We start from the raw sequence: 12,262 nt of genomic DNA on the forward strand, positions 1-12,262 counted from the left end.
GCGAAAAATAGTTGCCGGCGATACGTATTAACCCGTATGCCGGACGGCTTTTTGACCCTGATCAAGGGCGTATGATGCAAAACCAGCCCGGGCAACCTGGCTGGCGTTGGCTTTTTCACACGAACAAGAAGATTGATATGACATCCCACGATACTCCGCATGACGTTGCGCAGCTGACTTCCCAGCAGCGCATCAAGGCCATCATTGGCGCTTCTTCCGGTAACCTGGTCGAATGGTTCGACTTCTACATTTACTCGTTCTGCGCGCTGTATTTCTCGCACGCCTTCTTCCCTTCCGGTAACTCGACCACGCAGCTGCTGCAGACGGCCGGCATCTTTGCCGCCGGCTTCCTGATGCGCCCCGTGGGCGGCTGGCTGTTCGGCCGCATCGCCGACAAATACGGCCGGCGCCAGTCGATGATGATTTCCGTGCTGATGATGTGCGGCGGCTCCCTGATGATCGCCGTCATGCCGACGTATGACACCATCGGCGCCTTCGCGCCATTCCTGCTGCTGGTGGCGCGCCTGTTCCAGGGCCTGTCCGTGGGCGGCGAATACGGCACCAGCGCCACCTACATGAGCGAAGTGTCGGAATCGGGCAAGCGCGGCTTCTTCGCCTCGTTCCAGTACGTGACCCTGATCGGCGGCCAGCTGCTGGCGCTGCTGGTGCTGGTGGTCTTGCAGCAACTGCTGACCTTGGAAGAATTGCGCGCCTGGGGCTGGCGCATCCCGTTCGTGTTTGGCGCCCTGGCGGCCCTCGTCTCGCTGAACCTGCGTAAATCCCTGACGGAAACGACCACCGCCAGCGAGCGCAAGGACAAGGACGCGGGCAGCCTGCGCGGCTTGCTCAAGCATAAGCGCGCCTTCATCACGGTGCTCGGCTTTACGGCCGGCGGTTCGCTCGTGTTCTACACGTTCACCACCTACATGCAGAAATACCTGGTGAACACGGCCGGCATGGATACCAAGACGGCCAGCGCCGTCATGACCTGCGCCTTGCTTGTTTACATGATTCTGCAACCGGTGTTCGGCGCCTTGTCCGACCGCATCGGCCGCCGCACCTCGATGCTGTTCTTCGGCGGCCTGGCCACCCTGTGCGTGCTGCCCATCATGCATGCCTTGAAGGATATTTCCAGCCCGTACGCGGCGTTCGGCCTGATCATCATCGCGCTGGCCATCATCAGCTTCTACACGTCGATCAGCGGCCTGATCAAGGCGGAAATGTTCCCCGTCGAAGTGCGCGCGCTGGGCGTGGGCCTGTCGTATGCGGTCGCCAACGCGATGTTCGGCGGTTCGGCCGAATACGTGGCGCTGCAGTTCAAGGCCTGGCACGTGGAAGAGTATTTCTATTGGTACGTGACCCTCATGTGCCTGATTTCCTTCATCGTCGCCATCCGCATGCCGGACCCGAGCCGCTCGGGACTGCTGAAGTAACGTTGTCGTAAAATGGGTGGCACTGCGTGGGGGACACTGCGGTGTCCCTTTTTCATCGCCGCCTTTTTATCGTGCCGATCAGGAGTTTTCATGTCGTATGTCATTCCCGCACCGATCCAGCCCAGCGTTCCCGTCATCGGCAGCGTTGATACTTTCCCCGTCCACCGCATCTATTGCGTAGGCCGCAACTATGTCGAGCACGCCAAGGAAATGGGCCACACGGGCCGCGAGGCGCCGTTTTTCTTCATGAAGCCGGCTGACGCCGTGCTGCCCGTGCCAGCCGGCACGACGGGCGAGCTGCCGTATCCGGCGCAGACGCAGGATTTCCAGCACGAGATGGAACTGGTGGTGGCCATCGGCAAGGGCGGCAGCGATATCGGCGCGGCCGATGCGCTGAGCCACGTGTGGGGTTATGCGATCGGCCTGGACATGACGCGCCGTGACGTGCAGGGCGCAGCGAAAAAACTGGGCCGTCCATGGGACACGGGCAAGGCCTTCGAACACTCGGCGCCCATCGGCCCCATCTCGCCGGCCGCGCAGGCAGGTGACGTCCAGCATGCCGCCATCACCCTGCACGTGAATGGCGAGCTGCGTCAAAGCAGCAGCATCGATATGCTGATCTGGAACGTGGCCGAAACCATCGCCGACCTGTCGACCTATTTCACCTTGCAGCCGGGCGACCTGATCTACACGGGCACGCCGGCCGGCGTGGCTGCCGTGCAGCGCGGCGACGAGCTGGTGGGCGCCATCGATGGCCTGGGCGAACTGCGCGTGAAAGTGGTCTGAGCGGACAAGGAGGGCGGCATGATGAGCGACACATATTCCGTGACACAACCGACGCGCGCCGAGATCGACGCCCTGGCGGGCCCGGCCCTGCTGGAATTCGGCACGGGCTGGTGCGGCCACTGCCGCGCCACCGAGGCGCCGCTGGCCGCCGCGTTGGCGCAGCACCCCGGGGTAGCGCATATTCGCGTGGAAGACGGCCCCGGCCGCGCGCTGGGGCGCTCATTCCGCGTGAAACTGTGGCCGACCCTGATTTTCCTGAAAGATGGCCAGGAAGTGGCGCGCCTCGTGCGCCCGCTCGACAGCCGCGAGATCGAGCAGACTTTTGCATTGATCGATGCGTAGGTCAGCATAGGTGGGCGTAGGTCGGCGTAGGTCGGCTTAGCGCAGCGTAAGCCGACACCACCGTACATGCTCCATCACAACTTCTTGCCGCACCGCAGCACTGCGCGTATGATAAGCCGCTTACAGCAAGATCAACCGCATCCTTCGTGATGCAGCGCGATCATCGCCGGCCCGCTCCACCCGGAGGGGCCGCAGGCAAGGATTCACCACAAATGACCGATGCCGCGATGCCGACGCGCGGGTCTGGTACGGAATGCCTGGCGATACGCCGGGCCTGATACACGTCGCCCATCCCCTGACGCCTTTCCTGCCGTGCCCCGGGTAACCGGATGGCGCACGACCGTTGTTTCTCTAAATCAGCACTGATCACGGCGCGTTAGCGCGCGTTGGTACACCGTTGTCTGCCGTTAACAACGGCGTGTTGTGGCGTGGAATTTGTTTGCGAATTTAATAGCAATTTCGCAGCAAATACGCCCGCGCACAGCTATGATATGTGAACCGCGCGCCTAGACAACGTGCTGTGCTGCTGCCTGAAAAAACATCCAGAGAATGGCCTTTAGACACCCTCCCCAAGGAGCGCAGTAAATGAGCACCCCCCCCAAGAAAAATTCCCCCGGCACGGTGCTGTTCGCCAGCCTGATCGGCACCACCATCGAGTTCTTTGACTTTTATATCTACGCCACCGCCGCCGTGCTGGTGTTCCCGAAACTGTTCTTCCCCGCCGGCGACCCGTCGGCCGCCGTGCTGCAGTCGCTGGCCACGTTCGCCATCGCCTTCTTCGCCCGCCCCATCGGTTCGGCCGTGTTCGGCCACTTCGGCGACCGCATCGGCCGCAAGGCCACTCTCGTGGCGGCCTTGCTGACCATGGGTATCTCCACCGTCATCATCGGCTTGCTGCCGACGTATGCCGCCATCGGCACCCTGGCGCCGCTGCTGCTGGCGCTGTGCCGTTTCGGCCAGGGCCTGGGCCTGGGCGGCGAGTGGGGCGGCGCGGTGCTGCTGGCAACCGAGAACGCGCCACCGGGCAAACGCGCCTGGTACGGCATGTTCCCGCAGCTGGGCGCGCCGATCGGCTTCTTCCTGTCGGGCGGCATCTTCCTGCTGCTGAGCGAAACCATGACCGATGAGCAGTTCTTCAGCTACGGCTGGCGCATCCCGTTCCTGGCCAGCGCGCTGCTGGTCATCGTCGGCCTGTACGTGCGCCTGAAGATCACGGAAACGCCGGACTTCCAGAAAGTCATCGACAAGAACGAAGTCGTCAAGCTGCCCGTGGCCACCGTGTTCCGCCAGCATGGCCGCATGCTGTTCCTGGGCACCATCATCGCCCTGGCCACCTTCGTGCTGTTCTACCTGATGACGGTGTTCGCGCTGAGCTGGGGTACGACCAAGCTGGGCTTCACGCGCAAGGAATTCCTCGTCGTGCAGCTGTTTGCCGTGCTGTTCTTCGCCCTGACGATACCGTTGTCGGCCGTGCTGGCCGACCGCCGCGGCCGCCGCGCCACCCTGATCTGGGTCTCCGTCGCCATCGCCATCTTCGGCCTGGTGCTCGCGCCGATGTTCGGCTCGGGCGTGACGTGGGAAGTGACCGTCTTCATGGCTGTCGGCCTGGGCCTGATGGGCATGACCTACGGACCGCTTGGCACGATGTTGTCCGAGCTGTTCCCGCCCGAAGTGCGCTACACGGGCGCTTCGCTCACGTTCAACCTGGCCGGCATCCTCGGTGCCTCGCTGGCGCCGTACATCGCCACCTGGCTGGCCACCAACTATGGTCTGCAATACGTGGGCTATTACCTGTCGCTGGCGGCCGTGCTGACCCTGGGCGCCTTGCTGATGGTGGGTAAGCCGCGCGCGGGCAAGGAAGCCTGGCAGTAACACGCCTCTGATTCCGGAGCATCCGAAAGCCGCCAGCTGCAACCAGCTGGCGGCTTTTTTTGTCGGTAAAACGCCACGCCGCACGCCTGCCGAGATTCTTGTTGACAGTCAAAATCGGCTGGTGGTAAGGTGTGCACACGTGTGCAATGCAGTGCAAGGCCTTACAAAGCACATCCCGGGACAGTGACACCGCAAGATAGCGGTGCGGTCTGAAGTACCACAACGACAACGAACTTGGAGTGAGACGATGAAGATGCGCAATGTTGCGATTGCTATAAGCCTGGCCCTGCCGATGACGGCCATGGCCGCCGAGGAACGCCTGTCCGTGCTGTGCTCGGCCGATATGGAATGGTGCCAGCTGATGAAGAACCGCTTCGAGGCGGAAAGCAAGATCAAGGTATCGATGATCAGGAAGAGCGCCGGGGAAGCCTACGCGAAGATCCGCGCCGAAGCGTCGAACCCGAAATCGGACATCTGGTGGGGCGGCACGGGCGACCCGCACCTGCAAGCCGCCGCCGAAGGCTATACGGAAGAATACAAGTCGCCCACCTTGCCCAAGCTGCAGCCGTGGGCGCTCAAGCAGGCCGAGACGGCCAAGTACCGCACCGTCGGCATCTACATCGGCATCCTGGGCCTGGCCTACAACGAAAACGTGCTGAAGAAGAAAAACCTGCCGCCGCCCCAGTGCTGGAAAGACCTTGTCAAGCCCGCCTACAAGGGCGAGATCGAGATGGCCAACCCGAACTCCTCGGGTGCCGCCTACAACGCGCTGGCCACCGTGGTGCAGCTGTTCGGCGAAGAGGAAGCGTTCGATTTCCTGGCGAAAATGGGCCAGAACGTCAGCAAGTATCCGAACGCGGGCGTGGCACCGGGCGAGGACGTGGGCCGCGGCGAAGCGGGCGTGGCCATCGGCTTCATGCATGACCTGATGAAACTGACCGTGGCAGGCTTTCCCGTGAAGGTCTTGCCGCCCTGCGAAGGCACGGGCTACGAGATCGGCTCGATGAGCATCGTCAAGGGCGCGAAAAACATGGAGCAGGCAAAGAAATTCTATGAATTCGCCCTGCGTCCCGACGTGCAGAGCGAAGCCGTCAAGGCGCTGGCCTTCCAGATCCCGTCCAACGCGGCCGCCACCATTCCCGCCGCCTCGCCGCGCCTGGAAAACATCAAGACCATCAACTACGACTTCGCCAAGTATGGCGCGTCGGACACGCGCAAGCGCCTGCTGCAACGCTGGACCACGCAGATTTATTCTGCCGGCAATTAACGCGCGCCAAAACTTACTGCGCGTCGCGATTTGCAGCCTGCGATGCTCACTGTGCTAGCGCACAGCTGCGCGTCTCGGCCGCAAATCACTGCCGCTCGCTACAGTTTTGGCAGGCGTTAAACCTATATACATTGTTCAAAACGTCTGGAAACAGAGCGCACCGCGCAACAGAATTTCAGACGTTCATAGTTGGATGAAACTCATGAAAAAGATATTTTACGGCTGGCTGCTGGCCGCTTTGGCAGCGTTGTGCCTGTTGCCCTGGCAGCAGCAGGAAGCGGGCCTGTTCGCCGGCGAATGGCTGCGCGACGGCCAGTTCTTCAGTGAACGTGGCGCACCGGCCGTGCTGCACGTGCTGTCGTTCGGCGCCTGGCCGCTGGGCGTGTTCTTTGCCCTGATCGCCGCCAGCGCCGCGCTGGTGGCCGGCAATCCCCACCGCAAGACCCTGGGCCTGGGCCAGATCGCCCTCGGCGGCGCGGGCCTGCTGTGGCTGGCATGGCTGGGCTGGGGGCCGCTGGCCGCCGGCACCGGCCTCGGTTTCGGCGCGCTGCTGCTGGCGCTGTGCCTGCTGTTCCTGCTGACCTCGGGCGCCGCCGCCTGCGGCGTGTGCCGCGGCGACGCCTTCGTGGCCGGCGCCATCGGCCTCATCATCTGCCTGATTTCCCTGTTCGTGCTGTTCCCCGTCGCGCTGATCCTCGTCAGCGCCGGCCAGCCCCTGGACGATGGCGGCACGGGCGCCGCCGCCCTGGCGCACCGCCTGGCCGACCCCGGTATCTGGAGCCTCAATTGCGTGGCCGGTCCCGGCCGCTGCGGCGTGGCCTGGAACACCCTGGCGCTGGCCTTGCTGACGGGCGTGTCGGCCACCTTCCTCGGTCTCGTGTTCGCCCTGCTGGTGACGCGCACCAATGGCCGCTGGGTACGCCCCATGCGCGCCATCACCATCTTGCCGATCGTCACGCCGCCGTTCGTGCTGGGCCTGGCGCTGATCCTGCTGTTCGGCCGCAACGGCGCCATCACGGGCCTCGTCGGCGAGTTGTTTGGCATCGAACAAAGCCGCTGGCTGTACGGCATGACGGGCGTGTGGCTGTCGCAGATGCTGGCCTTTGCGCCGATCGCCTTCATGACATTGATCGGCGTGGTCGAAGGCGTCAGCCCCTCGCTGGAAGAGGCGTCGGGCACCCTGGGCGCGAGCAGCTGGCAAACCTTCGTCAAGGTCTCCTTGCCGCTGATGCGTCCCGGCATCGCCAATGCCTTCCTGTTGTGCTTTATCGAAAGCATGGCCGACTTCGGCAACCCGATGGTTTTGGGCGGCAACTTCCACGTGCTGTCGACGGAAATTTTCTTTTCCGTGGTGGGCGCCTCGAACGACCAGGGCCGCGCGGCGACTTTGGCCATCGTGCTGCTGACGTTTGCCGTGGGCGCTTTCTTCATCCAGAATCTGTGGCTGGGCAAGAAATCGTATGTGACGGTGACGGGCAAGGCCGACCATGGCGGCCACGCCTCGCTCAATCCGCGCCTGAAAACCACCTTGTGGACCATCGCCCTGCCATGGTTCGCCTTCACGGCCCTGATCTACGGCACCGTGGTGGCGGGCGGCTTCGTGAACAACTGGGGCCAGGACAATGCCTTCACCTTGCGCCATTACATCGACGCCTTCGGCATCACGGCGGGCGCTGCCGGCTGGCACTGGACGGGCCAGGCCTGGCCGTCGCTGTTCACCACCTTGACGATTTCGGCCATCGCCGCGCCCTTGACGGCCTTTGTCGGCATCCTGTCGGCCTGGCTGCTGGTGCGCCAGCAATTCGCCCTGAAGAGCGCGTTCGAGTTCGGCACCATGCTCAGCTTTGCCATTCCCGGCACCGTCATCGGCATCAGCTACATCCTGGCGTTCAACTCGGCGCCGATCGAATTGACGGGCACGGCGACGATTCTGATCCTGTGCTTTGTCTTCCGCAACATGCCGATGGGATTGCGCACGGGCATCGCCGCCATGCGCCAGCTCGACGGCAGCCTGGACGAGGCGTCGATCACCCTGGGCGCCAGCAGCTGGACCACCATGCGCAAGGTCATCCTGCCGCTGCTGCGCCCGGCCATCGCCTCGGCCCTCGTGTATGGCTTCGTGCGTTCGATCACGTCGATCTCGGCCGTCGTCTTCCTCGTCAGCGCCGATTACGACATGGCCACGTCCTACATCATCGGCCTGGTGTCGAACGGCAACTACGGCACGGCCATCGCCTATGCCACGGTGCTGATCGTCATCATCCTGCTGTGCATCCAATTGATCCACTTGCTGGTCGGCAAGCGCCGCCTTCGCCGCGTCAGCGCCGAAAAAACGCTGCCGGCCGCCGTTCCCAACCTGGAAAAGAGCTACGCATGAACCACTTTACTACCCAAGCAACAGAGCTTGCCGCGCTGGAATTCGATGGTGTTACCAAGCGCTACGGCAAGGCCCTGGCCGTGAACGATGTGTCGTTCACGATCGCCCCGCGCACCATGGTCACCCTGCTGGGCCCCAGCGGCTGCGGCAAGACGTCCACCCTGCGCCTGATCGCGGGCCTGGAACGCGTCAGCGCCGGGCGCATCCTGCTGGCCGGCGAGGACGTCACCCTGACCTCCGCCGCCGAGCGCGACGTCAGCATGGTGTTCCAGAGTTATGCACTGTTTCCGCACATGACGGTGCTCGACAACGTGTGCTACGGCTTGACCGTCTCGGGCGAGACCAAGCCGCGCGCCATCGAACGGGCGCAGGAAAGCCTGCGCCTGGTGGGCCTGGCCGACTTTGCCGCGCGCTTCCCCAACGAGTTGTCGGGCGGCCAGCAGCAGAGGGTGGCCGTGGCCCGCTCGCTGGTGCTGCAGCCCAAGGTCTTGCTGCTGGACGAGCCGCTGTCGAACCTCGACACGAAACTGCGCCGCCGCGTGCGCGACGAGATCCGCGACATCCAGGTCAAGCTGGGCTTGACGGCCGTGTACGTCACGCATGACCAGGAAGAGGCGCTGGCCATTTCCGACCAGATCATCGTCATGAACCGCCAGGTGATTGCGCAAAAGGGCACGCCGCACGAGCTGTTCGAGTCGCCGGCCGACAAGTTCGTCGCCGACTTCATCTGCAACGCGAACATCGTCGATGGCGTGATCGAATCGGTGGCCGACGGCAAGGCCGTCTGCGTCATGGGCAAGCTGCGGCTGCGCCTGCCATGCCGCAGCCAGCGCAGCGGCGAAGCGAGTTTCGCCGTGCGTCCGGAAGCGATCCTGCTGTCGCCCGCGCAGCCGGACAGCGCCATGGTGGTGCGCGTGGCGCGCGCCACTTACCTGGGACGCGAAATGCAATACACGCTCGAGACACCGGTCGGCGAACTGTTTGCCGTCTCGCACGACTTGAGCCAGGTTTTCACGCAAGGCACATCGGTCGCCATGACCGTACACGAACATGGCGCAGCCATCATTGGAGGACAAGCATGACAGATATGACACAGGCAGCGGTACTGGCCGACGCGGCGACCCTGGAACGCTATGCCTACGCCCGGCACATCATCGGCCAGGCGGGCGAGATCGCGCTGGGCATGTTCCGGCGCCGCACGGAACTGGTGATCGAGGAAAAGGGCTTGCAGGACATGGTCAGCATCGCCGACCGCATGGTCGAGGATTTCCTGCGCGCGCAGATCGCCGAGCGCTTCCCGGAAGACGCCGTGGTGGGCGAGGAGCGGGGCGGCGGCGCGTCCGACGCGCGCTGCGTATGGGTCATCGATCCCATCGACGGCACGGCCTGTTTCGTGAACGGCATGCTGGCCTGGTGCGTGTCGATCGGCGTGCTGGTCGACGGCCAGCCCGCCATCGGCGCCGTGTACGACCCGAATGCGGACGAGCTGTTCCACGCCTGCCTGGGGCAGGGCGCGCATGTGACGGCGAAGGCGGGCGAAACGCGGCTGCGCATCAACGACGTGGCCAGCCTGCAAGGCGGCGTGCTGGGCGTGGGCTTTTCGCACCGCGTGGGCACCGATACCTTTTTGCCCTTCCTGCTCGACGTGCTGGAAGAGGGCGGCATGTTCATCCGCAACGGTTCCGGCGCGCTGATGATCGCCTACGTGGCGGCCGGGCGCCTGATCGGCTATTTCGAGCCGCACATCAATTCCTGGGATTGCCTGGCGGGCATCGTGCTCGTCAACGAGGCGGGCGGGCGCTGCAATGATTTCCTGGCCGATAACGGTCTGGAAAAGGGCAACCCCATCCTGGTGGGCGGCCCCCGCTTGTATCCGCAACTGGCGGCGCTGGCCTTGCCGCGCTGTACCTGAACACATTGACTGGAGAGGGAGGACAGGCGTCCGGCGAGGGACGCATGTAGTGGCAACACGCTGTTGAGCATCATGAGTAATCCACCACCATAAAAACAAGCAGGAGACAAAATGAAAAACGGGATGAAAAAGAGCACCATGCAGTTGAACAAGATCGCCGCCGTATTGTTGCTGGTCGCACCAGGTTGCGTGCTGGCCGAATCGAGCGTCGTCGTGTACGGCCGCATCCACGCGGGCTTCGACCGTATCGAAACGTCGAGCTCGGCCACGGCGCCGAATGGCGAGTCGGTATCGCGCGTATCGGACAATTCCTCGAAGATCGGCTTCCGGGGAAGGGAAGATTTGGGCAATGGCAATACGGCCTTCTTCCAGATCGAGGGCAATGCCAAGCTCGACGATGGCACGGGCGCCATCAATAGCAAGGATACCTTTGTCGGGCTGGAAAACCCCGCCTATGGCCGCATCGCGCTGGGCCGCTTCGCCACGCCGATCCGCCAGATCAACGGCTACACCAACCGTTTCGTGGGCGAAGGCATCCAGGATGACGCCAACATTTCGCAGCTGGGCGGCGAAGGCTTCAACCGCCGCAGTTCGAATGCCGTCAGCTATCGCACGCCCGTGGTACAGGGATTCAGCGCCACGATTTACCGCGCCAGCGAAAACGAGGCATCGAACGGCGACCGCATCTATTCGGGCATCGTGCAATACGCAAACGGTCCCGTGAAGGGCGCCGTAGGCTATGAAAAGCACAAGGACTTGCGTCCCGGCTTCAGCGAAAAGATGTTCCGCGCCGTGGGCAATTACAACTTCGGCGGCGGCGACGTGGGCGTGGCCTGGAACCGCATGGTGTATGACGTGGCCGGCGGCGACTTGCAGCGCGACTACTTCACCATCACGGGCGCCTACAAGGCGGGCGGCGGTGCCTTCATCGGCCGTTTCGGCGTGGCAGGCGACGTGTCGGGCAGCGCGCCCAACGGCAGCAGCGTGACCATCAAGGCCACCACCCTGGTGCGCGGCGACGACAGCGGCGCCAAGCAGGCGACTTTGGGCTACGAGTATTACTTGTCCAAGCGCAGCACCGTCTACGCCTACTACACGCAAACCAATAACGACAAGAACGCCAACTACACGTTTGGCGGCAATGCCTTCGCCGCCACCAAGAAGGGTGCCAAGCTCAGCGGTGTAATGCTGGGCGTCATCCACCTGTTTTAACTTTTTTAGCCCGGATTTGCACACGTGTGCATTTCCGGGCCAAGCGATACCGACTATCAAGGAGATGGAAATGATTCAAGTGGCATTGTTCGGCGCCGGGCGCATCGGCCGCATTCACGCCGGCAATCTGGTACGCCAGCCCGGCGTGCGCCTGAAATACGTGGTCGACGTGCATGCGGGCGCGGCGGCGGAAGTGGCGGCCCTGCATGGCGCCAGCGTGGCCAGCGTGGAGGCTGTGCTGGCCGACCCGGCAGTCAAGGCCGTGCTGATCGCGTCGAGCACGGATACGCATGCGGACCTGATCGTGCGCGCGGCCGCCGCCGGCAAGGCCATCTTTTGCGAAAAGCCCGTCGACCTGACCCTGGAGCGCGCGCGCGCCGCCGCCGCTGCCGTCAAGGACGCGGGCGTGCTGTGCATGATCGGCTTCCAGCGCCGCTACGACCCCACGTTTGCCGCCGTCAAGCAGCGCATCGCGGCGGGCGAAATCGGCACGCCGGAGTTGCTCATCGTCACCAGCCGCGATCCGGGCCCGCCGCCCGTCAGCTACATCCAGGTGTCGGGCGGCATCTTCAAGGATATGCTGATCCACGATTTCGACATCTTCCGCTGGATACTCGACGATGAAGCCGTCAGCGTGCATGCCACGGGCAGCTGCCTCGTCGACCCGGCCATCGGCGCGGCGGGCGATCTCGACTGCACGGCTGTGACCATCCGCACGGCAAAGGGACGTTTGTGCCAGATCAATACCACGCGCCGCGCCGCCTACGGCTACGACCAGCGTTTCGAAGTGCTGGGCAGCGCCGGCATGCTGCAGGCAGGCAACCACAAGCCGACGGAAGTGACGGCCTATGGTGCCGTCAACGTCAGCCTGGACAAGCCGGAAGACTTTTTCCTGGAACGCTACCGCGCCGCCTACGCCAGCGAAATGGCGCACTTTTTCGACGCCTTTGCCCATGGCGCAGCGCTGCGCACCACCGTCCACGATGGCTTGAAGGCGCTGGAACTGGCCGAAGCGGCCACCGTGTCGTGGCGCGAGCAGCGCATCGTGCAACTGTCATAAG

The 12,262-nt window shown here is 63.7% G+C and carries 10 protein-coding genes; all 10 read left to right on the plus strand.

What is annotated here, in order from left to right; genetic code table 11:
* Positions 1-137: 137 nt before the first annotated feature.
* Positions 138-1,433: an MFS family transporter gene (locus AC1RBA_RS21940; protein ID WP_492419822.1), complete on the plus strand. Its 1,296-nt coding sequence runs from the start codon at positions 138-140 to the stop codon at positions 1,431-1,433.
* 90 nt (positions 1,434-1,523) lie between these two features.
* Positions 1,524-2,219: a fumarylacetoacetate hydrolase family protein gene (locus AC1RBA_RS21945; RefSeq protein WP_070290426.1), complete on the plus strand. Its 696-nt coding sequence runs from the start codon at positions 1,524-1,526 to the stop codon at positions 2,217-2,219.
* A gap of 18 nt (positions 2,220-2,237) precedes the next feature.
* The gene (locus tag AC1RBA_RS21950; RefSeq protein ID WP_492419823.1) at positions 2,238-2,561 is read left to right on the plus strand and encodes a thioredoxin family protein; all 324 of its coding nucleotides are present in this window, start codon (positions 2,238-2,240) and stop codon (positions 2,559-2,561) included.
* Between the two features lie 585 nt (positions 2,562-3,146).
* Positions 3,147-4,433: an MFS transporter gene (locus tag AC1RBA_RS21955; RefSeq protein WP_070220976.1), complete on the plus strand. Its 1,287-nt coding sequence runs from the start codon at positions 3,147-3,149 to the stop codon at positions 4,431-4,433.
* Between the two features lie 247 nt (positions 4,434-4,680).
* Entirely contained in the window at positions 4,681-5,700 is a 1,020-nt protein-coding gene (locus tag AC1RBA_RS21960; RefSeq protein ID WP_099410802.1) for an ABC transporter substrate-binding protein, read from the plus strand.
* Positions 5,701-5,902: 202 nt separating this feature from the next.
* Positions 5,903-8,077, plus strand: a complete 2,175-nt coding sequence (locus tag AC1RBA_RS21965; protein WP_492419824.1) for an ABC transporter permease — start codon at positions 5,903-5,905, stop codon at positions 8,075-8,077.
* A complete protein-coding gene (locus AC1RBA_RS21970) occupies positions 8,074-9,159 on the plus strand; it encodes an ABC transporter ATP-binding protein (protein WP_070220974.1) in 1,086 nt (361 codons plus the stop codon). Before AC1RBA_RS21965 ends, AC1RBA_RS21970 begins: the two co-directional genes overlap by 4 nt.
* Positions 9,156-9,989, plus strand: coding sequence for an inositol monophosphatase family protein (locus AC1RBA_RS21975; protein WP_121670418.1), 834 nt, complete (start codon positions 9,156-9,158; stop codon positions 9,987-9,989). The genes AC1RBA_RS21970 and AC1RBA_RS21975 overlap by 4 nt, the downstream gene beginning before the upstream one ends.
* 111 nt (positions 9,990-10,100) lie before the next feature.
* Positions 10,101-11,201 (plus strand): porin, encoded by a 1,101-nt coding sequence (locus AC1RBA_RS21980; protein ID WP_083287339.1) that lies wholly within the window; start codon positions 10,101-10,103, stop codon positions 11,199-11,201.
* A gap of 70 nt (positions 11,202-11,271) precedes the next feature.
* Positions 11,272-12,261: an inositol 2-dehydrogenase gene (iolG, locus tag AC1RBA_RS21985; RefSeq protein WP_492419825.1), complete on the plus strand. Its 990-nt coding sequence runs from the start codon at positions 11,272-11,274 to the stop codon at positions 12,259-12,261.
* Position 12,262 lies beyond the last annotated feature (1 nt).

This window comes from Janthinobacterium sp. GW823-FHT03B06 (assembly GCF_058796955.1).

What these genes read in the sequence shown, in the direction of transcription:
- AC1RBA_RS21940 (WP_492419822.1), top strand. Translation starts at nt 138, where the DNA reads ATGACATCCCACGATACTCCGCATGACGTTGCGCAGCTGACTTCCCAG.
- AC1RBA_RS21945 (WP_070290426.1), top strand. Translation starts at nt 1,524, where the DNA reads ATGTCGTATGTCATTCCCGCACCGATCCAGCCCAGCGTTCCCGTCATC.
- AC1RBA_RS21950 (WP_492419823.1), top strand. Translation starts at nt 2,238, where the DNA reads ATGATGAGCGACACATATTCCGTGACACAACCGACGCGCGCCGAGATC.
- AC1RBA_RS21955 (WP_070220976.1), top strand. Translation starts at nt 3,147, where the DNA reads ATGAGCACCCCCCCCAAGAAAAATTCCCCCGGCACGGTGCTGTTCGCC.
- AC1RBA_RS21960 (WP_099410802.1), top strand. Translation starts at nt 4,681, where the DNA reads ATGAAGATGCGCAATGTTGCGATTGCTATAAGCCTGGCCCTGCCGATG.
- AC1RBA_RS21965 (WP_492419824.1), top strand. Translation starts at nt 5,903, where the DNA reads ATGAAAAAGATATTTTACGGCTGGCTGCTGGCCGCTTTGGCAGCGTTG.
- AC1RBA_RS21970 (WP_070220974.1), top strand. Translation starts at nt 8,074, where the DNA reads ATGAACCACTTTACTACCCAAGCAACAGAGCTTGCCGCGCTGGAATTC.
- AC1RBA_RS21975 (WP_121670418.1), top strand. Translation starts at nt 9,156, where the DNA reads ATGACAGATATGACACAGGCAGCGGTACTGGCCGACGCGGCGACCCTG.
- AC1RBA_RS21980 (WP_083287339.1), top strand. Translation starts at nt 10,101, where the DNA reads ATGAAAAACGGGATGAAAAAGAGCACCATGCAGTTGAACAAGATCGCC.
- iolG (WP_492419825.1), top strand. Translation starts at nt 11,272, where the DNA reads ATGATTCAAGTGGCATTGTTCGGCGCCGGGCGCATCGGCCGCATTCAC.